This window comes from Paracoccus sp. NIOT.M2S5SZ12 (assembly GCF_057748165.1).
The window spans coordinates 16,992-37,947 of sequence record NZ_JBYLFR010000015.1; the positions used below are offsets into that span (position 1 = coordinate 16,992).

Here is a 20,956-nt window from a genome sequence, read left to right on the forward strand (position 1 = left end):
GCGTCACTGTGCCGCGATCAGCACCGTCAGCCACAGGGTGACGCTGGCGACAACCGTGGCCGGCAGGACGCCGCCGGTCACGGGGCGGGGGCGGGATCGGGTGCGGCGCAGATAGGCCTCTGTCTGGATGTCGAACATTCTGTCCTCCGGACCTCCCAATGGGGGCATGCAGCGCGAACCCGCGCGGCGCCCGGGCGGTTCCTCGGGCGGTCACGATGTCGCGGAGGCCGGCCGGATCAGGTGGGGGCCGTGATCGCGCCCGGCCTCCAGCAGGAAGGCCATCACGGCCCGTTCGCGGGGGTTGGCGCCCGCATCGCGATGCGTGGTCAGCCAGTAGCTGCGCCGCAGCGCGACCTGATCGGGCAGCACCACCGCCAGGTCGGGCCGGTGGCCCGCGATGTAATGGGGCAGCACGCACAGGCCCAGACCCTGCCGCGTGGCGGCCAGCTGATTGAAGATGCTGGAGCTTTTCACCTCGGCCCGGATGCCGGGATGGACCTCGCCCAGATAGTCGAGGCCGGGAGAGAAGATCATCTCCTCGATATAGCCGATGAAGGGATGCTCCAGCAGCTGGTCGCGGGTCAGGATCGGCGGGTGGCGGTCCAGATAGCTGCGCGCGGCGAAGATGTGCAGGCTGTAGTCGCAGATCTTCTCGGAGCGGTAGGGGCTGGCCTTTGGCGGGTCCAGCACGACCGACACGTCGGCCTCGCGCCGCGACAGGGCCATGATCTGGGGCAGGGTGATCAGCTCCAGCGCGATGTTGGGAAAGCGCCGGTAGAACGGGACCAGCAGGGTGCGGCTGAAATAGCTGCCGAACCCCTCGGGCAGGGTCATGCGCAGGATGCCGCGCTGTCCGGCGCCCTCACCCAGCAGGTCGGCGTTCATGCGATGCGCTTCGGCCTCCATCCGCTCGGCGGTCTCGATCAGGCGGCGGCCCATGGCGGTCAGCTCGTAGCCGCGGGGGTTGCGCTCGAACAGGCGCAGCTTCAGCGCGGCCTCCAGCCGGTCGATGCGGCGCGAGACGGTGACATGACTGGTGCGCAGCTGGCGCGCGGCACTGGACAGCTGCCCCGTGCGTGCCACGGCCAGGAAGAACTGAAGGTCGTCCCAGGTGAAATTGGCCATCGCGCAACCCATCGCCCATCTGTCCGAAAATGAACAGGACTTGTATGCGATTAGTCGGTGCCGACGGCTTGTGTCAAAGGGAAAACCGTTTCATGCTGCGTCATCCGTCCGGTTTGAGGAGACCGGTCAGGCCATTTTTGAACAGACCATGCCGTCGTTCCCGCCGTTGCGGGCCGATCCCGGCTGGCGCTGAACAACAGGATTTCTGGGAGGGAAACCATGCGCAAACTTCTTCTGTCGGCGGCAAGCCTGTCGGTGGCCGGCCTGTCCATCGCCGCGCCGGCCGCGGCCGAGATCTCGGACGGCCGGGTCAAGATCGGCATCCTGAACGACCAGTCGGGCGTCTATGCCGACTTCGGCGGTCAGTACAGCTATCAGGCGGCGCTGATGGCGGTCGAGGATTTCGGCGGCTCGGTGCTGGACATGCCGATCGAGGTCGTGACCGCGGACCATCAGAACAAGGCCGACATCGCCAGCAACATCGCCCGCCAGTGGTACGACACCGAGCAGGTGGACGCGATCATGGAGCTGACGACCTCCTCGGTCGCGCTGGCCGTGCAGGCGCTGTCGCGCGACGCCAACAAGATCACCATCACCACCGGTGCCGCCACGACCGAGCTGACCGGCGCGCAGTGCAGTCCCTACGGTTTCCACTGGGCCTATGACACGCATGCGCTGGCCGTGGGCACCGGCGGCGCGCTGGTCGAGCAGGGCGGCGATTCGTGGTATTTCCTGACCGCCGACTATGCCTTCGGCTATTCGCTGGAGGAGCAGACCTCCAGCTTCGTGACCGAGAAGGGCGGGCAGGTGCTGGGCTCGGTCCGCCATCCGCTGTCGACGACCGACTTCTCGTCCTTCCTGCTGCAGGCGCAGGCCTCGGGCGCCAAGGTGATCGGCCTGGCCAATGCCGGCATGGACACCCAGAACGCGATCAAGCAGGCCGCCGAGTTCGGCATCGTGCAGTCGGGCCAGCGCCTGGCCGCGCTGCTGTTCACGCTGGCCGAGGTCCACGGCCTGGGCCTGGAGGCCGCGCAGGGCCTGACCCTGACCGAAAGCTTCTACTGGAACCGCACGCCCGAGACGGCCGAGTTCGGCCAGCGCTTCATGGACAAGACCGGCGCCATGCCGAACATGATCCATGCCGGCACCTATTCCGCCGTGACCGCCTATCTGAAGGCGATCGAGGCCGCCGGCACCGACGAGACCGAGGCCGTGGCCGCCAAGCTGCACGAGCTGCCCGTCCAGGACGTCTTCGCCGAGAACGGCCGCGTGGCGCCCAACGGCCGGATGATCTCGGACGTCTACCTGCTGGAGGTCAAGGCGCCGGGCGAGAGCGACGTGGCCTGGGACTACTTCAACGTGGCCGCCACCATTCCGGGCGACCAGGCCTATCTGGACCCGGCCGACAGCGGTTGCCCGCTGGTAACCAACTGATCGGTCGGACGATGACCCTCTCTGCATCCCCGCAGAGCCAGCCGCGGGTGGTCCTGACCGCCCGCGGCCTCGGCAAGATCTTCGGCGGTTTCGCGGCCGTCAGCAACGTGGACCTAGACGTCCATCACGCGCAGATCCATGCGCTGATCGGACCCAACGGGGCGGGCAAGACCACGGTCTTCAACCTGCTGACCAAGTTCCTGCAGCCCAGTTCGGGGCGCATCACGCTGCTGGGCACCGACATCACCAACGCCAAGCCCGACAAGGTCGCGCGCATGGGCATGGTGCGGTCGTTCCAGATATCGGCTGTGTTCCCGCACCTGACCGTGCTGGAGAACGTCAAGATCGCGCTGCAGCGGCCCGCAGGCTTGGCGGTGCAGTTCTGGCGTCCGCTCTCGGCGCTGGACCGGCTGAACGACCGGGCGGGCGCGCTGATCGAGGATCTGGGCCTGACGCCCTATCGCGACACGCGGGCGGCCGATCTGTCCTACGGGCGCAAGCGCGTGCTGGAGATCGCGACGACCCTGGCCCTGGACCCGCAGGTGCTGCTGCTGGACGAGCCGATGGCCGGGATGGGGCAGGAGGACGTGCGCATGGTCGCCGACATCATCCGCTCCGTCGCCCAGAGCCGCGCCGTCCTGATGGTCGAGCACAACCTGAGCGTCGTGGCCGACATCTGCCATCACGTCACCGTGCTGCAGCGCGGAGAGATCATCGCCCAGGGCGATTACGCGACCGTCAGCCAGGACAGCCGCGTGCGGACGGCCTACATGGGCACGGAGGACTGAATGGCACCGCTGTTGAACGTGGCCGGGCTTCAGGCCTGGTATGGCGAAAGCCACATCCTGCACGGCGTCGACCTGCATGTGAACGAAGGCGAGATGATCTGCATCCTGGGCCGCAACGGGATGGGCAAGACCACCACGCTGCGCTCGATCATGGGGATCCTGCGCAAGCGCACGGGCCGGATCGAGTTCGCGGGCCGCGACCTGATGAACGTCCCGCTGCACAAGGTCGCGCATGCCGGCCTGGGCTTCGTCCCCGAGGAGCGCGGCATCTTCGCCACCCTGACGGTGGAAGAGAACCTGATGCTGCCCCCCGTCGTGGCCAAGGGCGGCATGTCGGTCGACGAGATCTATGCGCTGTTCCCGAACCTTGCGGAACGCCGCGCCAGCCCCGGCACCAAGCTGTCTGGGGGCGAGCAGCAGATGCTGGCCATGGCGCGCATCCTGCGCACCGGCGCGCGCTGCCTGCTCTTGGACGAGCCGACCGAGGGCCTGGCCCCCGTCATCATCCAGCGCATCGGCGAGGTGCTGGTCGAACTGAAGAAGCGCGGCATGACCGTGGTCCTGGTCGAGCAGAACTTCCGCTTCGCCTCCAAGGTGGCCGACCGGTTCTACCTGATGGATCACGGCCAGATGGTCGCGGAATTCCCGGTCGATCAGCTGCCGCAGCGGATGGACATGCTGAACACGGTTCTGGGGGTCTGACATGACAATGATATTCGGCATCCCCGTCCAGGCCCTGATGGGCCAGCTGCTGGTCGGGCTGATCAACGGGTCGTTCTATGCGCTGCTGTCCCTGGGGCTGGCGGTGATCTTCGGCCTGCTGCGCGTCATCAACTTTGCCCATGGGGCGCAATACATGCTGGGCGCGTTCATCGCGCTGCTGCTGGCGGTGCATGGCGGCATCGGCTACTGGCCGGCGCTGATCCTGGCGCCGCTGATCGTCGGGGTGACCGGTGCGCTGATCGAGCGCACGATGCTGTCGCGCCTCTACAAGCTGGACCCGCTCTACGGGCTGCTGTTCACCTTCGGCCTGGCGCTGACCATCGAGGGGACGTTCCGCTACTTCTTCGGCGCGTCGGGCTCGCCCTATGCGGCGCCCGCGGCGCTGACCGGGGGCGTGAACCTGGGCTTCATGTTCCTGCCCATCTATCGGGGCTGGGTGGTGATCGCGTCGCTGGCCGTCTGTATCGGCATCTGGCTGCTGATCGAGAAGACCAAGCTGGGCGCCTATCTGCGCGCCGCGACCGAGAACCCGGTCCTGGTCCAGAGCTTCGGCGTCAACGTGCCGCTGCTGCTGACGCTGACCTATGGTCTGGGCGCGGCGCTGGCGGGGTTCGCGGGGGTCTTGGCCGCGCCGGTCTATCAGGTCAGCCCGCTGATGGGGTCGAACCTGATCATCATCGTCTTCGCGGTCGTGGTCGTGGGCGGCATGGGCTCAATCCTGGGCGCCATCATCACCGGCTATCTGCTAGGCATCGCCGAGGGGCTGACCAAGGTCTTCTACCCCGAGGCCTCCAACATCGTCATCTTCGTCATCATGGCGATCGTCCTGATCCTGCGTCCGGCGGGCCTGTTCGGAAAGGATGCCTGACATGGCACATCACGGCACTGACATCGCGGCACCCGCCGCCCATCCGCGCGCCGCGACCTTCAAGGCGGGGCTGCTGCTGGTCCTGCTGGCGCTGCTGCTGGCGGCCCCGTTCTTCCTCTATCCCATCTTCCTGATGAAGCTTCTGTGCTTCGCGCTGTTCGCGGCGGCCTTCAACCTGCTCTTGGGCTACACGGGCCTTCTGTCCTTCGGGCATGCGGCCTTCTTCGGGGGGGCGGCCTACTTTACCGGCCACGCGGTCAAGGTCTGGGGCCTGTCGCCCGAACTGGGCATCCTGACCGGCATGGCCGGGGCGGCGCTTCTGGGGGTGGTGATGGGCGCCATCGCCATCCGGCGGCAGGGGATCTACTTCGCGATGATCACCCTGGCGCTCAGCCAGATGTTCTTCTTCTTCTGCGTGCAGGCGGCCTTCACCCATGGCGAGGACGGGCTGCAGTCCATCCCGCGCGGGCAGCTGTTCGGGATGCTGGACCTGTCGGACACCACGACGATGTACTTCTTCGTGCTGGCGGTGTTCCTGCTGGGCATCGCGATCATCTGGCGCATCGTGAACTCGCCCTTCGGCATGATCCTGAAATCCATCCGCGAGAACGAGCAGCGGGCCATCTCGCTTGGCTATGCGGTCGGGCGCTACAAGCTGGCGGCCTTCGTGATGTCGGCCACGCTGGCGGGCATGGCGGGCGGGCTGAAGTCGCTGGTCTTCCAGTTCGCCACCCTGACCGATGTCGGCTGGCAGATGTCGGGTGAGGTCATCCTGATGACGCTTCTGGGCGGCATCGGCACGCTGATCGGGCCGGTCTTCGGCGCGGGCATCGTGGTGACGCTGCAGAACTATCTGGCGACCTCGGACTTTCCGGTGACGATCATCACGGGCGTGGTGTTCATGGCCTGCGTCCTGGTCTTCCGCCGGGGCCTGGTGGGCGAGTTCTATGCCTCGCGCATTGGCCGCGCCCTGGGCTTCACGCGAGAGCAATGACGATGGACAGCTTCGACTATGTCGTGATCGGCGCGGGCAGCGCCGGTTGCGTGATGGCCAACCGCCTGTCGGCCGACCCTCGCAACCGCGTCCTGCTGCTGGAGGCGGGGGGCAGCGACAACTATCACTGGGTGCATATCCCGGTCGGCTATCTCTACTGCATCAACAACCCGCGCACCGACTGGTGCTTCACCACCGCGCCGGAACCGGGTCTGAACGGGCGGGTGCTGAACTATCCGCGCGGCAAGGTGCTGGGCGGCTGCTCCTCCATCAACGGCATGATCTACATGCGGGGGCAGGCGCGCGACTATGACATCTGGCGGCAGATGGGCTGTCCGGGCTGGGGCTGGGACGATGTCGTGCCGATCTTCCGCGCCCAGCTGGATCATTACCGGGGCGCCGGAGAGCATCACGGCACGGGCGGCGAATGGCGCGTCGAACGCGCCCGCGTGCGGTGGGCGGTGCTGGACGCATTCTTGGACGCGGCCGAACAGGCGGGCATCCCGCGGGTGGACGACTTCAACACCGGCGACAACGAAGGCGGCGGCTATTTCGACGTGAACCAGCGGTCGGGCCTGCGCTGGAACACGGCCAAGGCCTTCCTGCGGCCCGCCATGCGGCGCCCCAACCTGCGCGTGGAGACCCATGCCCAGGTCCAGACTCTGGTGCTGGAGGAGGGGCGGGTGACCGGCGTCGTCTATCGCCAGAACGGCCAGCGGCACGAGGTGCGCGCCGCGCGCGAGACCGTGCTGTGTGCGGGTGCCATCGGATCGCCGCATGTGCTGGAGCTGTCGGGCATCGGGCGCGGCGACGTGATCGCGGCCGCCGGCATCACCCCGCGCGTGCAGGTCGATGCCGTGGGCGAGAACCTGCAGGACCACCTGCAGCTGCGGCTGGTCTACAAGGTCCATGGCGTGCCGACGCTGAACGAACAGGCCAGCAGCCTGTGGGGCAAGGCGCGGATCGGGGCGCAATACCTGTTATCGCGCTCGGGGCCGATGTCGATGGCGCCCAGCCAGGTGGGGATCTTCACCCGGTCCGGTCCCGACAAGGAGACGGCCGATCTGGAATACCACGTCCAGCCCGTGTCGCTGGACAAGTTCGGCGACCGCGTCCATCCCTTCCCGGCGATGACCGCCAGCGTCTGCAACCTGCGCCCCGACAGCCGCGGCTCCGTCCACCTGACCGGCCCGGACCCGGCGATGCAGCCCGCAATCGCGCCGAACTATCTCTCGACCGAGAGCGACCGCGAGGTGGCGGTGCGCGCGATCCGGCTGACGCGGCGGATCGCGGCCCAGCCCGCCTTCGCCCGCTTCCGCCCCGAGGAGTTCCGCCCCGGCGCCGCCGTCCAGAGCGACGAGGATCTGGCCCGCGCCGCCGGCGACATCGGCACGACGATCTTTCATCCGGTCGGCACCTGCCGGATGGGCGGTGATCCGGGTAGCGTGGTCGATCCGCGCCTGCGGATGCGCGCAGTGGGGGGCTTGCGCATCGCGGATGCCTCGATCATGCCGACGATCACGTCCGGGAACACGAACTCGCCGACGGTGATGATTGCCGAGAAGGCCGCGCGGATGATCCTGGAGGACGCCAAGGCGCTAGCCTGATCGGGGCCACGTTCACACCACGCCCTTTTGCAGGCTGGCCAATCGCACGCCCCCTGCAGGTGCGCTCGGTGGGTGCCCGTCGTGCGCGTGGACACAGGGGTTGTGAAAACGCCACGCGCGGCGTCACCACTGGGTGCCCGTCGCGCGCGTGGGCGCAGGCAGGCCGCACCCTCACGGTCCCGTCCGGCGGCATGGATATGCAGCCGCTGAGCGGTGGACGAAGATTGCGGGCTACGGCGGCGGTCAGGGGCCGAAAAGGCAGGCAAGGAACGACGCTCCAATTGCAACTGCCGGCGCAAATGTCTAACCATTCGACACGTCACCGTTCGGAAGGGCAGCAAACCCGGTGGTTTGGCCGGACTTCAAATCCGGTGGGGGCAGCGAGACTGTCCCGGGTGGGTTCGACTCCCATTCCCTTCCGCCACTTGCCGCCCCGCGAAGTGCTTTCGTCCCGAGGAAGAGCTCACGTCCCCGGGGGGGCTTGGAAAGCGCCTGCTGAGGTCACGCGATGCGGGTCGGCGGATCGAGGCAGATATCTCGGTGCGCCCAATGTTGACCGGGGACCCAAATCGACGCCGGATCGTCGCGGTCAGGCACCGGGCGCCACAAGTAGAACCGGGGCATCCACATGACAGGTATCAAGAGGCCGCACATGGTCGCGTGCTGCAAGAACGGTCTTGCTGCCACGGTGGAGGACGTCGCGGTGGAGCAGACCGACGACGATCTATCGGAATGCCGCCATCAATCGTGACGACCGAACCCACGGACCGGTCTCGTGTCCCACCGCTGCTGTAGTTCGGCATGCCTATGCATGCCTGACTGAGGCGGCCTTATCACATCACGATTCTTGCCTGGGGCAGCGTGCCGGAAGCCAGCCGGACCCGCGTGCTCGCCGGAACCTCGGGCGCGCGGCTGCCTCCGAATGTATCCGGTGACCGCCCGCCAAGTCGATCTCGATGCGGTTCGCGGCGGCGGGTGCTGCCGGGGTATGCAGCGTCTCCGCGACAATCTCCTTGGGCAGGAAGTGCGCCTTCTTCGATAGAGGCAAACCTAAAGCAGGGTCCGGCACATGACGGAGTTCGCGCAGCCCCTTGAAGATCATCTCGCCATTCACAGCGTGGTGCCGCGGATGATGTCCCAGTTGAAGGTATATCCGGCGGCGGGCCTTGGGCTCTGGTGTGGGCCGAGCTGGTCAGTCCCGCTGCGCAGCGGTCAGGCTGTCCATGACATCATCGCAGACAGGTGCGAGCGTTTCCTGCGTCATGGAACGGCCGCGTCGGGCGGCGCGTTCTTCAGTCTGCTCCATCAGGATTGCATCGACCATTCGTCGGATCGAGGCCTTGTGGGGGAAAATGCCGACGAGGTCCGTGCGGCGTCTGCTCTCGCCATTCAGGCGCCTAATTGTATTCGTCGAACGCAAGTTTGCGCGATGTCGGGCGGGGAAGGTCATGTAGGCCGGGACGTCCTCCTCGGCCGTATCCATCTGGGTTGCCAGCTTCGGTATCTTGGGCCACATCTGATCCGCCACCCGCCACCCGCCACCCGCCACCCGCCACCCGCCGCCACTGACCCTCTGCCGTGGCGTGGTCCGGCTGGCTAAAGGCCGTGGGGATCAACGCCGAACCTACACTGCGGCTGCTCTGGTCGGCATGGCCGAAGGCATTGAACTGAAATGAGCCTGACAACGCTGCCAAGTGGTAGACAGCGTACGCCGTGACCGCCTTGATGCTCTTATGGGCATCGGAGATCGCCAACGTCACGCCTGACAGCCCGCGGCGCACTAGATCGCGGAGATACTCGGCGCAGAACGGCTCGGCCTCGGACGCGGCGACGGCCGTGCACAGGACCTCGCGACGCCCATCAGTGTTGACGCCGATCGTGAGGGGTGAGCCTTGGCGAGCGCCACGGACACGATCCGCCCGCCCTGGCGACCAGTGAGGTAGCTGGTGTCGATCCAGGGAGAGGGCCACTCAGCCTCAATCGGCCGCATTAAAAAGGCGTCGACGTGCTCGTCGATCTCGGCACAGGCGGCTGCCCGAACCATCGCGGCCGAAAGCATTTGCCGATCCTGGGACCCGCGCGCAGCCGCAAGCGAATGCTCCTCGACGGCGCGATTTGTGCTCATCTCGACAAGGGTGTGGTCTCCGGATCCGAGTCTGACCTTGAGAGCCTCCATGCGCGAGCGGCGCAGACGCCGGTCGTGCTCGCGCGCGCCCCTCATCAGCTCATAGTCCGTCTGCGCCATGATAGCGCCGATGGGATCCTCGCTGCCGATGATCTCACCGGTGTTGATCATCTCCATGATCCGATCATACTCGGTATGCTGATCTTCGAGGCTGGGCATGCGCTCCAAGTTCGAGTCGTAATCCGAGATGACTTGGCGGTAGTGCTGGTGTGCAAGCTCCTGGATGATTTGCGGGGTCAGGGGAAGGCGGACGCAGGGCGGGCAGGAGGCGGCGTCAGTCGATGACCCTGCAGCCCCGGCCATGCCTGCTTGTGCCCGGGCCAGCGAAATTTGCTGTTGAAGTCTCGCGACGGCGGCGGCGTGATTCTGCGACGCAATGGTGCGGTCCCCTCCCAAGGGTTCCGTCAGCTGTGTCCTTCCGCCGAGGAAGGGTTGCAGCGCCTTGGGAATGGCGATCCGAGCCCAGAAGCGGCCGTTCTTTTCTTTCCAGTGACGTCGTGATCCCGCCATGTCCCAACCTTCATTCTGGCACCTGTTCTGGCACCAGAAATGGCACAAAGGCCCACAAAACAAGGGTCTGTTTTCATATCAAAGGGTTGGGATGGTGCTGTGAGAGAGGATTGAACTCTCGACCTCACCCTTACCAAGACAGTGCTTGTCAGGCGTCTGTCAGGTGAAATCGTAACGTGGCCTGTATTTGCTGGGGTCAGAGATGGCCCGTGTCGGCCATTGTAAGGCGTGTATGACGCCCTATTCGGGCGCTGCGCCCACGCCTGCGCCCCGATTTTGGGGCTCGAACCAAGCATGCGCGAGTGCTGCTTTTGGGCAGTAACGAGGGGCCTGGTCGCCGAAAGATAGGTCTCCGCGCTTATAGCCCCGACCGAGCAACTCTTTCGACCGCTCGACAACCGTCAGGCACTCGTCTTTAGTCATCATGCCCATGTGGCAATCGCCCTCGGGAACTCGAAGCTGAACGGCCAACCACCGATACGCTTCCGTTCGGGTCATGATCCCCTGCTTCCATATCTTGTCGAACCAGTGGTGCGCGATCGCGCGATGACGGTTCGCACGGCCGTCGCGTCGACGTTTCGCCTTCTGGTAGCGCGCTACGTAAACTGCATCGCTTATAGAGGCCCAATCTATCTCACTCATGCGTCACCCCTTTCCGGAAATAAGATCGACTGCGGCCCGGAGGTCGTCAGGCGAGTGCTTTGCGTAAATCCTCTCGATCATCTCGACGCTATTCCCGAGGATTTTCGCGATGTGGTAGAGCGGCACGCCGCGCCTGGCCATCTTCGTTGCCGCCGTGTGGCGGAACACGTTGGGGCTGACGTTCGGCACCCGCGCCAGCTTCGCGATCCGCTTGATCTGCTGGTAGACGTCACCGCCCCGGCCGAGGACGTGTGCACCGCGCCGGGCCGCGTAGGCGGCCTCCAGGTGCGGCAGCAGCGAAGGCGAGATCGGGACGCTGGCGCGCCGCTTCTTCGTCGCCTCGCGCGCCGGGTTGGCCAGGTGGATGACCTTCGTGTCGAAGTCCACCCGGTCCCAGGTCAGCTCCAGGATGGCCGCCTTGCGCCCGGCCGTCTCCAGCGCCAGCCGCATGAACAGGGTGATCCGCTCGTCGTCCGATGCGGCGTAGAGCCGGTCCACCTCCATGTCGGTCAGCCAGCGGTCCCGCGGCGGCCCCTCCTTGGGCATGGGGAAGGCCGGGACGGGGTCGATCAGCGGCGTCCCGCGGCGCGCGTCGGAGGCCCAGTTCAGGATAGCGCGCAGCTGGACGAGATCCCGACGGATCGTGCCCGCCTTGACCTTGGCCGACCGCTTCGCGATGTAGCCCGCCACCGCGCCGGGCACGTCGCGCGGCGACAGGGGGCCGAAGTGCGGCGCCAGGCTCTTCCACGAGTAGACGGCCGTCGCCGGGCTGGCGAGGGTCACGACATGCCCCTTCTCGTAGGCGGTCCACAGATCGGCCACGGTGTATTCGACGGGCGCGGCGCCTTGGTTCTGGCCGTCGATCAGGAGCCACTGCGCGAATACCGCTTTGGCGACATTTTGATCTTTAGTGCCCATGCTCTTGCGCTTGCTGCGTCGATTGTCGGTCCAGTGAGCATACCAGACTCCGTTCGGGGCTTTTGCAAGGTGCGGGATCGACATTTCAGACACTCCAGATACTCGTTTAGGTCGTCTTCGGCCACCAGGACCGGGCGGCCGGGGATGTAGGTCAGAGCCCCCGACAGCCGCAGTCTCTTGATCTTCGAGGTCGAGCAGCGCAGGCGCTGCGCGACTTCAGCTTCCGTCAGAAGCTGCTGCATTGTCTTCCCGCAGGATCGACATGATCTTCATCGCGTTCTCCGTTTCGACGAGGCGGTTCAGCCGCAACCAGGCGACATCGGGGTTCAGAGCGCTGACCTTCAGTTCCATGGCCGGCGGGTCGCGGTCGATGGCCTGCTCGATCAGGTTCGGCAGCAGTTGCTCGACCGTGATCTCGAAGGCGTCGGCCAGCTTCTGCGCATTGCGCGGATCGGGCAGGCTGCGGCCATTGACGTAGGTCGAGACGGCGTCGCGTGTCAGGTTCGCCTGTCGGGCCAGTTCGCTCTGGTGCCAGCCGCGTTCCGTCATCAGCCGATAGATACGGCGCCCGAACTCCTGCTTTGTGAGGTGCGCCGGTCGATTCGCATCGGGCGATATGTTGTCGCCCCCGTATGTCCTGACATTCTTCGCCATGTGGTGCCCGTTCTGTTTGTTGTATGTCAGGATGTATATCATACATTTTGCGCTTGACCAGCACATTTTTATGTTGGATGTATGTCAGGTAAGAGTGTTCGTCCGACAGACACCCTAGGACAGCATATCTCTTTAGGTAGGTGGTCCCACGAGCGGACTTCTGCCCATTATGAACGCTCCATTTCACAGGGAGGCCGCCTGTCATGCAACCCAGACCCTACCGGGAGACCGAAATCTTCAACTACTGGCGGGCATGTCAGCGCGCCAGACACGGTGACGACCGCGCGAGCGGCTATGATGAACTCTATGGCATCGCCGTGAACACCGACTGGCCGAAGCTGGCGAAGATGTCGGCCAACGCGCTTTTGGCGCCTGACGCGATGGCGCTGCCGTGATCGAGATCGCCGTCCTCGGCAAACCGATTCCCAAGGGCAGGCCGCGGTTCAACCGCGAGACGGGCAGGGCTTACACGCCCGCCAAGACGGCCTCCTTCGAGGCCCAGCTGAAATACGCAGCGATGCAGGCTATGGCTGGGCGGCCCCCGCTTGATGGCCCGCTGATGCTGGAGATGGAAGTCGTGGTGCCGATCGCCCCCTCGTGGCCGAAGAAGCGCCAGGACGCCGCCCGCGCCGGGCGGGAGATGCCGGTCAAGAAACCGGACTTCGACAACTACCAGAAGACGGTCGACGCGCTGAACCTGGTGGTCTGGGGCGATGATGGACAGATCGTCCAGTCGGCCTTCCTGAAGCGATACGGCGACAAGCCCGGCATGTGGATCCGGGTCCGCCCTTATGGAGAGGATGTTTTCGGATGAAATCGGCAATTGCTTCACACCTGCTTTGCGCCCTTTGCGGCGAGCCGGACCAAGACGAGGCCACGCAATTCGGAAACGAAAACGGCATCGGCCCTTTGTGTGCTGCTTGCCGTGCGGAAGTTGTGCAGAAGTCCGCGAATGACCCGGTCAACCAGCGCGCCGACGAAGCGGCGCTGCGCTATGACGGGGGCAAGGCCCGCATCGACCTGATCGACCCCGGCTTCCTGCTGCGCCTCGGCGATCACTACGGCGTCGGCGCCAAGAAATACGCTGAGCGGAACTGGCAGAACGGCATGTCCTTCAGCCGTTGCTACGCCGCGGCGATGCGTCACCTGCTGGCCTTCTGGGGCGGCGAGGACAACGACGCCGAGACGGGCAGCCCGCACGTGATCGCGGTGGCCTGGAACATGGCCGCGCTGGACTACTACATGGCCGATCCGGCGCTGCGCGAGAAATTCGACGACAGGCCCAAGAAAGCGGATTGACTTCGTGTCGCCAATGTCTGAAATGGTGACATACAACAGCTTACATGATGCAACGGATGAACAGGATGCAACGGACAGAACTATCGACAGAACTGCGGGAGACGCTCGGCGAAGCACGCTGGGCAGAGTATCAGTCCCATATTGCGGAAGCCTCCGGAATATTCGTTATTTCTGCGCGGGAAGGCCTGCCGTTCCCGGCCGACCGACTGGGGCCCGCCTTCGATACGCCCAAGTATCGCAATGCGTATTGTCGACTGGTCAGCCAGGTGAGCGGCAAATGATGGTCGCGAAGCAACACCAGCTGGACGGAGCGAGGTTCCTGGCCTCCAGAAGAACGGCCCTGCTGGCGGACCTGCCCCGTGTCGGCAAGACCGGAACGGCCATCATGGCGGCTGACATGGTCGGCGCCCGCCGCATCCTGGTCGTCACCACCGCATCGGGCCGTCCGGTCTGGAGGAGAGGTTTTGCTGACTGGTCGATGATCGGCCACAAGACCCAGATCCTGACCGGGGGCGACAAACTGGCCGACGACACGGACGTCGTGATCGTCGGCTGGCCCCAGATGGCCGACCCCGCGCGCATCATGGCGCTGTGGTCGATCAACTGGGACCTGATCATCCTGGACGAGAGCCACTACGCCAAGTCCTTCGAGGCCAAGCGCACGATCGCGGCCTTCGACGACGCCGGCGGCATCGCAAAGCGCGCGGCCCGCGTCTGGTGCCTGACCGGCACGCCCATGCCCAACAGCCCCTTCGACCTGTTCCCGATGCTGAAGGCGCTGGCGCCCGAGCGTCTGCACGCCGAGGGCGGCCGGCCGGACGTCAGCGACATGGAGGCGTTCAAGCGCCGCTACTGCAAGATCAAGCCGAAGAAGATCGGCTTCCACCGCTGGATCGAGGTCATCATCGGCGGGCAGAACCTGGAGGAACTGGCGGCGCGGCTGGACGGGTTCTACCTGCGCCGGACGCAGCAGGACGTCGGCATCACGGCCCCCGTCTACGAGATCATGCCGCTCATGGCGTCTCCGGCCGCCGTGAAGCGCGCCCAAGCCGCCGAGCGCACCAACGTCGACGCGAAGGTTCTGGCGAAGATCGCAGCTGGCGATCTGGACGGGCTGCGCGACGACCATCTGGGACCGGTTCGCCGCATCTGGGGCGAACTGAAGGTAGCGCCGCTGGTCGAGGCCATTAAGGAGGAGTTCGAGAGCGGGCTGGACAAGGTCGTGATCGCGGCCTGGCACAGCGACGTGATCGACGCGCTGGCCGAGGGCCTGTCGAAGTTCGGCGTCGTGACGCTGACCGGCGCGACCGGCGCGCGGGAGCGCGAGGCCAACGTCGCGGCGTTCCAGACCGATCCGGCCGTGCGGGTGTTCATCGGGAACATCCAGGCCGCGGGCGAGGCCATCGACCTGTCCGCCGCGGCGGAACTGATTTTCGCGGAAATGTCCTTCGTCCCTAAAGACGCAGCCCAAATGGCGATGCGTGTGACGAACTTTGGACAGACCCGCCAACCGAGAGTTCGCGTCGCGACGCTGGAGAACAGCATCGACGACGCGATCCAGACGTCACTCTTGCGCAAGTGGTCGTCAATTAACGTCGTTATGCGCTGACCTATCATCAACAGGAGACCAACCATGTCCATGAAGATCGAAGTCAACATCCCGGAAGACGTCATCCGCGAACGCGGGGCGGCGGACTATCTGGCCCTCGCCATGTCGGCCATCGGTTACAGCCGCGGCGTCAGCCTGGCGATGCCCGCGCCGCGCGATCCGGCTAAGGCGGACGTCGCCCCCGATGTCGTGTCGGATGTGTCTGAAAAGGCGACTGACGAAACGGCGCCGGAGATCCATATCGTCCGCGAGCGCGGCAAGCCAGCCCCCGGCAAGGCCCGCAGAACCAAGGCCGAGATCGAGGAAGACGAGGCCGCCGACGCGGCGGACGCCGCCGCAGCGGCCCAGAGCGAGCCCAAGGCGGCCATCTCGACCGGCGAGGAGCGTGTCAGCCCCGAGGACGCGGCGGCAGCCGAGCAGGACGCCGCCGACGAGGCCGCGGACCCGGTCAACGCCCCGGCCGCCGCGGCGACCCGCGACGACGTGCGTGCGGCCATGATGGCCTACGGCAACAAGATGGGCATGGACAAGCTGACCGTCGACCTGCTGGCGATCCTGGGCGACAAGTTCCCCGGCGGCAAGGTGACGAAGCTGTCCGAGATCCCCGAGGACGCGGCCGCGTTCCAGACCGTCATCGACGCGCTGACCGCGAAGATGGATGCCTGACCGATGGTCGCCCATGCTGACCGCGAACACGCGTCCTGGTCGGCCAGCGCCTCGGCCCGCAACTTTGCGTGCCCCGGCGCGCTGGCCCTGACCATCAACGCGCCGGAAAGCACCAGCGAGGCCGCCGACTGGGGCACCGTCTGCCACGAACTCGGCGAGATGTGCCTGCGGGATGGCGGCGACGCGGACCGCTTCATCGGGACGACGCGGAAGGGGAAGAAGTTCTCCTTCGAGGTCGACGAGGAGATGGCCGATACCGCGCAGACCTACATCGACTATGTGCGCAAGCGCATGGCCGATTATCTGTCCGCCACGGGCGAACACGCCCTTCTGATGGTTGAGCAGCGGTTCGATCTGTCGTCACTGGGCACGCCCTTCGACGCAGGCGGCACGGGAGACGCGGTGATCTGGTTCCCGAAATGGGAACTGATCGAGGTCGTCGACCTAAAGGGCGGGCGCGGCGTAGTGGTCGAGGTGGTGAAGATCACCAAGGACGACAATGGCGTAGAGCACCGCGACCGAAACCCGCAGCTGTGCACATATGGGCTAGGCGCGCTGGTGGAAAACAAGGGCCTGACGGTATCCTCCGTCAAGGTCACGATCGTGCAGCCCCGCGCGCCGCACCCCGACGGCCGTATCCGGTCCGAGACGATGGACGTCATGGACCTGGTCGACTGGACCTTCGACATGCTGCAGGCCATGCGGAAGTCGAAGGAAGCGATGGACGCTCGCGCCGATCTGGCGCCGGCGGCCTGGGCTGCGGCCTACCTGAACCCCGGCCCGCATTGCGGCAGCACCTTCTGCAAGGCCGCGGCGACCTGCCCCGCGCTGGAGCAGGCGGCGCTGGACGCGGTCGGCGTCTGGTTCAGCCCCGTCGACGGGACGCCGCAGCTGGCGAATGTGCCCGAACAGACCGACCCCGACGAGCGCGCCAAGCGCCTCGACATGCTCGACATGATCGAGAACTGGGTGAAGCAGGTTCGGGCACATGAGCATCATCTGGCCGAGGGCGGGCAACCCGCCACCGGCTACGGGCTGGTCCGCAAGACCGGCCGCGAGAAGTGGAAGGACGGCGTCGAGGATCAGGTCACGCTCGCTTGCGAGATGGCCGGCGTCAAGACCGACCTGTTCCTGACACCGGGCAAGCTGCGGACGCCCAAGCAGGTCCGCAAGGCGCTGAAGGACAAGGCCGCGCTGGTGGCCGAACTGTCTGAAACGCCGACTGGCGGCACCAACCTGGTGCGCCTCGACAACTCGATGCGGCAGGAGATTGCCGCGCCGATCACCTCTTTCTTTTCCCCTGTCTCAAAGGACTGACATCACATGGCACGCTCGCAAGACATCAAGACCGGCCTCGTCCGCGTTTCCTTCGTCCAGAACCTGTTCGAGGCCCGCGCGGCCGAGGAAGGCCAGACGCCGAAATACGGCTGCACGCTGCTGATCCCGAAGACCGACACGACCACCCTGACGGCGCTGCAGAACGCCATCATCGAGGCCTGCGTCGCCGCCAGCTGGGGCGACGAGGCGAAGATCCGCACCATGATCGAGAACGGCGCGATCAAACTGCCGGTGCTGAACGGCGACGGCCCCCAGGGCGTCAGCAAGAAGACCGGCGAACGGCACCCCGGCTACGAGGGCCATTTCTTCGTCCGCGCGTCGTCGGGCGAGAACTACCCGCCGCAGGTCGTGGACGAGAACGTCCAGAAGATCGCCTCGAACGACCCGTCGAGACTGAAGTCGGGCGACTACGGCTACGCCGTCGTCAACGCCTTCACCTGGGACCACCCGAAGACCGGCAAGGGCGTGACGTTCAACATCGGCGCGTTCCAGAAGATCAAGTCGGGCGACAGCCTGGGCGGCGGTGGCGGCGTCGACACCGACAAGTTCTTCAAGCCCGAGACCGTGGCCGCCGAGAAGGCCCCGGACGAGACGAAGGGCGGCGCGGGCGCCGGCGGCCTTTTCGGCTGACCCGACTGTCTGATATGCCGACTGACAAGGCCGGATCATCGGCCTTGTCCCAACCCACCAACCAGGAGAACGGGCATGCCCGCTTTCAATTTTGGCTTCGGACAGATCGTCTATATTTCACCCGACGGGGACCCCCATCGCTTGACGCCCAAGGGGCGAATTGTCGGCAGGGTCGAATACATTGACGGCTCCGTCGCGTATTTCGTCAGCGTCCGCGAAATGCACGCTGCGACCGTAACGCGCCACCTCTTGACGGAGTTCGAAATCCAACCCGTTCCAGAGGCAGAAGCGTGAGCGGCCCCGGACACAACAGCGGCGACCAGACCTTCAGGGTCGCGGCGGATGAACTGCGCGCCTTCGTGGAGCGCATCGAGCGGCTGCACGACGAGAAGGCCGTCGCCGCCGAAGGTATCAAGGAGGTCCGCGCCGAGGCCAAGGGCCGGGGCTACGACGTCAAGACGATCGACCGGATCGTGGCGCTGCGGCGCCGCGACAAGGACACCGTCGCGGAGGAGAACGCGCTGCTGCGCCTCTACGGCGAAACCCTCGGCATGGAGATTTTCGGATGACCGACCTGTTCAATGTCCGCGCCATCGGCATGACGAAGCCGCTGGTCCTGGACCTGCCGACGCCCGAGGATCTGATCGTCTACCAGGCGCGCGTCAGCGCGCCGGGCAACCAGGCGAAGCAGCTGGCCGGTTCCAAGGTCGTGCCGACCGAGAAGTTCGTCGAAAGCTGCAAGGCCCGCGGAGAATGGTCGGTCTTCCAGATGGTCAACATCAATCTGGAGATCGTCGGCCCGCGCGACATCACCCGCCAGTTCACGCGCCACACCAGCATGGCCGTCGTCGAGATGGACGAGGATCTGGTCTTCCTGCCTGACGGGTTCGACGACCATGCCGGCGGCGTCCAGGAGTTTTCCCAACGATATAGCGCGGCGCCGGGCTTCGTGGAGCGGGAGGGCCGTCTGGCCGACCCCGACAACCGCCAGTCCTCGATCGAGGACTTCGATCTCGATCACATGGCCCAGATCAGCAACACGGACGTCCTGTCGCATATCGCGGCCGAATACCAGTGCCGGCTGGACAACGGCGAGGCCAAGGAGACGGCCCGCGTCATCCTGCCCGAGGGCCTGACCGTCAGCCGCCTCTACGTCAACGCCACCGTCCGGTCCTGGATGCACTTCCTGGACGTGCGCGAGCGCCACGAGACGCAGAAGGAGCATCGCCAGCTGGCGGCGCAGATCCGCGAAGCCCTGCACGGCGTCATGCCGCTGCTGTTCTAGGAGGTCATCATGGGACTGCTGGATGATACCGCGCAGCCGCCCGTTGCCGCACTTGCTGCCGAGCCCTTCACGCTGCTGGAGATCGACGCGCACCCGGACGCGAACCGCATCTGGGCGACGATCCTGGCCCTCCGGGCCGAGGTCCAGACCTTGGTCGCGGAGGCCTATACGGACGGCATGAACGACGGCGTGGCGGGTTGTTACTGACATGGCTACCATGGAGCAACTGATCGACGAGGCCGCCAAGAGCGGCGGCCTCACTGCCCTGACGGTCTGGCCGACCTCCGGGGGCTTTCAATGCAACGTGCGCCGCCGCGCGGCCAACGGGAGCGAGGGCTGGCGGTGCGTCACCGCGGCCGTTCCCTCGCGCGGCATCCGGGACGCGCTGGAGGGACCCGTGCGGGCCTCGGCCGCGCCGCCCGAGACGGGGGAGGACATTTTCGGATGAAATCGTTCTACGTCTACGCGCACTTCAAGGCGTCCAACGGCGAACTTTTCTACATCGGGAAAGGGTCGGGGCGCCGCGCGTGGACGAGAACCGGCCGGAACCGCCGCTGGAAGTTCATCGTCGCTCGGCACGGCCGGACCGTCCGCATCGTTCGCGACAACCTGTCCGAAGACGCGGCGTTCGCGCTCGAGGCGAAGCTGATCGCACACCGCCGCGAGAAGTTGGCGACCTATACGGCTGGCGGGCCCGGCATCTCAGGCTATCGGCACACGGACCAGGCCAAAGCCGCTATGTCCGAGAAGCGAACGGGTCGCGCTGTGACAAATGAAGCCCGAGCCGCGATGAGCGCGGCGATCCGGTCCCGGCCTGATCTGCTGGCGCTTCGACGCGCTGGGTTCTCGGGCGCGTCTAACCCATCACACAAGCCGGGCAACCGCATGGCGTCAAGCATTCGCATGACATTGCGAAACCCGATGGCCGACGAGGCCGCCAAGGAGAAGATGCGCGCGGCCCTTACCGGGCGCCTGAACTCTCCAGAGTGCCGCGCAAAGATCAGCGCCGCGCTGAAGGGGCGAAAGCGCGGCCCGATCCTGCCGCACGTCCGCGAGGCGCTGGCAAAGGCCCGAGAAAAGAGGAAGCGCCCGGTCGAGACGGCCTGCGGGCTGCGCTTTGAAAGCACCTTGGCAGCGGCCGAGGCTACCGGCGCCCGTCAAGGAAACATCGTGAACAATTGCGTCGGTCGCGCGAACAGCGCCGGCGGCTATGTGTGGAGATACGCAGATGAACTTGCATGATGAAAAATGGATGCGCCGCTTCATGGGCGTCGCCAAAGAGGTCGCTACCTGGAGCAAAGACACGACGCAGGTCGGCGCCGTGATCGTGTCGTCCGAGGGCCTGGTCTTGTCGACTGGCTACAACGGAATCGCGCGCAATGTCCGAGACGATCCCGAGCGCATGGACCGGCCCGCCAAATACACCTGGGTCTGCCACGGCGAGGAAGCGGCCATCGCTAACGCTGCGCGGCACGGCGTCCGCACGTCCGGGTCGGTGCTGTTCTGCACACATTCGCCGTGCGGCCGCTGCGCCCGCCAGATCATCAACGCCGGTATCCGGCGGGTCTACGTCGGCCCCGGCCAGACGTCGATGCCGGACGACGAGTTCACGGCGGCGGCCACCATGTTCGCGGAAGCGGGCGTCGAGGTCATCGGTATGGAGATGGGTGATGCCTAAGCA

31 protein-coding genes, 1 tRNA gene and 1 pseudogene are annotated in these 20,956 nt (G+C 65.8%); 23 read left to right on the forward strand and 10 right to left on the reverse strand.

What is annotated here, in order from left to right; genetic code table 11:
* Nucleotides 1-3: 3 nt before the first annotated feature.
* Entirely contained in the window at nt 4-138 is a 135-nt protein-coding gene (locus AC2SGK_RS13550; RefSeq protein ID WP_411837072.1) for a hypothetical protein, read from the reverse strand.
* A gap of 72 nt (nt 139-210) precedes the next feature.
* Entirely contained in the window at nt 211-1,125 is a 915-nt protein-coding gene (locus tag AC2SGK_RS13555) for a LysR family transcriptional regulator (protein ID WP_488324041.1), read from the reverse strand.
* On the opposite strand from AC2SGK_RS13555, the gene AC2SGK_RS13560 reads away from it, so the two are divergent.
* The 8 genes from AC2SGK_RS13560 (at nt 1,112) to AC2SGK_RS13595 (ending at nt 7,963) form a co-directional block, all read left to right on the forward strand.
* Nucleotides 1,112-1,318: a hypothetical protein gene (locus AC2SGK_RS13560; protein ID WP_488324042.1), complete on the forward strand. Its 207-nt coding sequence runs from the start codon at nt 1,112-1,114 to the stop codon at nt 1,316-1,318. The genes AC2SGK_RS13555 and AC2SGK_RS13560 overlap by 14 nt on opposite strands.
* Nucleotides 1,319-1,344: 26 nt before the next feature.
* Entirely contained in the window at nt 1,345-2,559 is a 1,215-nt protein-coding gene (locus AC2SGK_RS13565; RefSeq protein WP_488324043.1) for an ABC transporter substrate-binding protein, read from the forward strand.
* A gap of 11 nt (nt 2,560-2,570) precedes the next feature.
* Nucleotides 2,571-3,347: an ABC transporter ATP-binding protein gene (locus AC2SGK_RS13570; RefSeq protein ID WP_411837068.1), complete on the forward strand. Its 777-nt coding sequence runs from the start codon at nt 2,571-2,573 to the stop codon at nt 3,345-3,347.
* The gene (locus AC2SGK_RS13575) at nt 3,348-4,049 is read left to right on the forward strand and encodes an ABC transporter ATP-binding protein (RefSeq protein WP_488324044.1); all 702 of its coding nucleotides are present in this window, start codon (nt 3,348-3,350) and stop codon (nt 4,047-4,049) included.
* Nucleotide 4,050: 1 nt separating this feature from the next.
* Nucleotides 4,051-4,938, forward strand: a complete 888-nt coding sequence (locus AC2SGK_RS13580) for a branched-chain amino acid ABC transporter permease (protein WP_488324045.1) — start codon at nt 4,051-4,053, stop codon at nt 4,936-4,938.
* Nucleotide 4,939: 1 nt separating this feature from the next.
* Nucleotides 4,940-5,932: a branched-chain amino acid ABC transporter permease gene (locus AC2SGK_RS13585; protein ID WP_488324046.1), complete on the forward strand. Its 993-nt coding sequence runs from the start codon at nt 4,940-4,942 to the stop codon at nt 5,930-5,932.
* A 2-nt stretch (nt 5,933-5,934) separates the two neighbouring features.
* Entirely contained in the window at nt 5,935-7,539 is a 1,605-nt protein-coding gene (locus AC2SGK_RS13590; RefSeq protein WP_488324047.1) for a GMC family oxidoreductase, read from the forward strand.
* Nucleotides 7,540-7,867: 328 nt separating this feature from the next.
* Nucleotides 7,868-7,963 (forward strand) — tRNA-Sec (locus tag AC2SGK_RS13595).
* A gap of 414 nt (nt 7,964-8,377) precedes the next feature.
* On the opposite strand, the gene AC2SGK_RS13600 is transcribed toward AC2SGK_RS13595, so the two are convergent.
* The 8 genes and pseudogenes from AC2SGK_RS13600 to AC2SGK_RS13635 all read right to left on the reverse strand — a co-directional run bounded on the left by AC2SGK_RS13600 (nt 8,378) and on the right by AC2SGK_RS13635 (nt 12,490).
* On the reverse strand, nt 8,378-8,641 hold the full coding sequence (locus AC2SGK_RS13600) for a hypothetical protein (protein WP_488324048.1): 264 nt from the start codon (nt 8,639-8,641) through the stop codon (nt 8,378-8,380).
* 90 nt (nt 8,642-8,731) lie between these two features.
* Nucleotides 8,732-9,055, reverse strand: a complete 324-nt coding sequence (locus tag AC2SGK_RS13605) for a transposase (RefSeq protein ID WP_488324049.1) — start codon at nt 9,053-9,055, stop codon at nt 8,732-8,734.
* Nucleotides 8,937-9,416 carry a transposase gene (locus AC2SGK_RS13610; protein WP_488324115.1) on the reverse strand — a complete coding sequence of 160 codons (480 nt, stop codon included), beginning with the start codon at nt 9,414-9,416 and terminating at the stop codon, nt 8,937-8,939. The genes AC2SGK_RS13605 and AC2SGK_RS13610 overlap by 119 nt, the downstream gene beginning before the upstream one ends.
* The gene (locus tag AC2SGK_RS13615; RefSeq protein WP_488324116.1) at nt 9,320-10,234 is read right to left on the reverse strand and encodes a hypothetical protein; all 915 of its coding nucleotides are present in this window, start codon (nt 10,232-10,234) and stop codon (nt 9,320-9,322) included. The genes AC2SGK_RS13610 and AC2SGK_RS13615 overlap by 97 nt, the downstream gene beginning before the upstream one ends.
* 240 nt (nt 10,235-10,474) lie before the next feature.
* Nucleotides 10,475-10,876, reverse strand: coding sequence for a zinc-finger-containing protein (locus AC2SGK_RS13620; RefSeq protein WP_488324050.1), 402 nt, complete (start codon nt 10,874-10,876; stop codon nt 10,475-10,477).
* A gap of 3 nt (nt 10,877-10,879) precedes the next feature.
* Nucleotides 10,880-11,878, reverse strand: a complete 999-nt coding sequence (locus AC2SGK_RS13625) for a tyrosine-type recombinase/integrase (protein ID WP_488324051.1) — start codon at nt 11,876-11,878, stop codon at nt 10,880-10,882.
* Between the two features lie 68 nt (nt 11,879-11,946).
* Nucleotides 11,947-12,036 (reverse strand): annotated as a pseudogene (locus tag AC2SGK_RS13630) (hypothetical protein); the annotation flags it as partial.
* Nucleotides 12,011-12,490 (reverse strand): helix-turn-helix domain-containing protein, encoded by a 480-nt coding sequence (locus AC2SGK_RS13635; protein WP_488324052.1) that lies wholly within the window; start codon nt 12,488-12,490, stop codon nt 12,011-12,013. The pseudogene AC2SGK_RS13630 and the gene AC2SGK_RS13635, both read right to left, overlap by 26 nt.
* 161 nt (nt 12,491-12,651) lie before the next feature.
* Here AC2SGK_RS13635 and AC2SGK_RS13640 point away from each other — a divergent pair, with 161 nt between their 5' ends.
* The 15 genes from AC2SGK_RS13640 to AC2SGK_RS13710 all read left to right on the forward strand — a co-directional run bounded on the left by AC2SGK_RS13640 (nt 12,652) and on the right by AC2SGK_RS13710 (nt 20,953).
* The gene (locus tag AC2SGK_RS13640) at nt 12,652-12,843 is read left to right on the forward strand and encodes a hypothetical protein (protein ID WP_488324053.1); all 192 of its coding nucleotides are present in this window, start codon (nt 12,652-12,654) and stop codon (nt 12,841-12,843) included.
* The gene (locus AC2SGK_RS13645; protein ID WP_488324054.1) at nt 12,840-13,262 is read left to right on the forward strand and encodes a RusA family crossover junction endodeoxyribonuclease; all 423 of its coding nucleotides are present in this window, start codon (nt 12,840-12,842) and stop codon (nt 13,260-13,262) included. Before AC2SGK_RS13640 ends, AC2SGK_RS13645 begins: the two co-directional genes overlap by 4 nt.
* Nucleotides 13,259-13,747 carry a dATP/dGTP diphosphohydrolase domain-containing protein gene (locus AC2SGK_RS13650; protein ID WP_488324055.1) on the forward strand — a complete coding sequence of 163 codons (489 nt, stop codon included), beginning with the start codon at nt 13,259-13,261 and terminating at the stop codon, nt 13,745-13,747. The genes AC2SGK_RS13645 and AC2SGK_RS13650 overlap by 4 nt, the downstream gene beginning before the upstream one ends.
* A gap of 56 nt (nt 13,748-13,803) precedes the next feature.
* A complete protein-coding gene (locus AC2SGK_RS13655) occupies nt 13,804-14,028 on the forward strand; it encodes a hypothetical protein (protein ID WP_488324056.1) in 225 nt (74 codons plus the stop codon).
* On the forward strand, nt 14,025-15,356 hold the full coding sequence (locus AC2SGK_RS13660) for an SNF2-related protein (RefSeq protein ID WP_488324057.1): 1,332 nt from the start codon (nt 14,025-14,027) through the stop codon (nt 15,354-15,356). The genes AC2SGK_RS13655 and AC2SGK_RS13660 overlap by 4 nt, the downstream gene beginning before the upstream one ends.
* A gap of 30 nt (nt 15,357-15,386) precedes the next feature.
* Nucleotides 15,387-16,022 carry a hypothetical protein gene (locus AC2SGK_RS13665; protein ID WP_488324058.1) on the forward strand — a complete coding sequence of 212 codons (636 nt, stop codon included), beginning with the start codon at nt 15,387-15,389 and terminating at the stop codon, nt 16,020-16,022.
* A gap of 3 nt (nt 16,023-16,025) precedes the next feature.
* Complete coding sequence (locus tag AC2SGK_RS13670) at nt 16,026-17,339, forward strand: DUF2800 domain-containing protein (RefSeq protein WP_488324059.1); 1,314 nt, start codon at nt 16,026-16,028, stop codon at nt 17,337-17,339.
* A gap of 6 nt (nt 17,340-17,345) precedes the next feature.
* Nucleotides 17,346-17,990 (forward strand): ssDNA-binding protein, encoded by a 645-nt coding sequence (locus AC2SGK_RS13675; RefSeq protein WP_488324060.1) that lies wholly within the window; start codon nt 17,346-17,348, stop codon nt 17,988-17,990.
* 75 nt (nt 17,991-18,065) lie between these two features.
* Nucleotides 18,066-18,284, forward strand: coding sequence for a hypothetical protein (locus AC2SGK_RS13680; protein ID WP_488324061.1), 219 nt, complete (start codon nt 18,066-18,068; stop codon nt 18,282-18,284).
* Entirely contained in the window at nt 18,281-18,559 is a 279-nt protein-coding gene (locus tag AC2SGK_RS13685; protein ID WP_488324062.1) for a DUF2312 domain-containing protein, read from the forward strand. The genes AC2SGK_RS13680 and AC2SGK_RS13685 overlap by 4 nt, the downstream gene beginning before the upstream one ends.
* Nucleotides 18,556-19,275: an FAD-dependent thymidylate synthase gene (locus AC2SGK_RS13690; RefSeq protein ID WP_488324063.1), complete on the forward strand. Its 720-nt coding sequence runs from the start codon at nt 18,556-18,558 to the stop codon at nt 19,273-19,275. The genes AC2SGK_RS13685 and AC2SGK_RS13690 overlap by 4 nt, the downstream gene beginning before the upstream one ends.
* Nucleotides 19,276-19,284: 9 nt before the next feature.
* On the forward strand, nt 19,285-19,482 hold the full coding sequence (locus AC2SGK_RS13695) for a hypothetical protein (RefSeq protein WP_488324064.1): 198 nt from the start codon (nt 19,285-19,287) through the stop codon (nt 19,480-19,482).
* Nucleotides 19,483-19,492: 10 nt separating this feature from the next.
* Nucleotides 19,493-19,723, forward strand: a complete 231-nt coding sequence (locus AC2SGK_RS13700; protein WP_488324065.1) for a hypothetical protein — start codon at nt 19,493-19,495, stop codon at nt 19,721-19,723.
* Complete coding sequence (locus AC2SGK_RS13705; RefSeq protein WP_488324066.1) at nt 19,720-20,517, forward strand: NUMOD3 domain-containing DNA-binding protein; 798 nt, start codon at nt 19,720-19,722, stop codon at nt 20,515-20,517. Before AC2SGK_RS13700 ends, AC2SGK_RS13705 begins: the two co-directional genes overlap by 4 nt.
* Before the next feature lie 10 nt (nt 20,518-20,527).
* Nucleotides 20,528-20,953, forward strand: a complete 426-nt coding sequence (locus tag AC2SGK_RS13710) for a deoxycytidylate deaminase (RefSeq protein ID WP_488324067.1) — start codon at nt 20,528-20,530, stop codon at nt 20,951-20,953.
* The last annotated feature ends 3 nt before the right edge of the window (nt 20,954-20,956 follow it).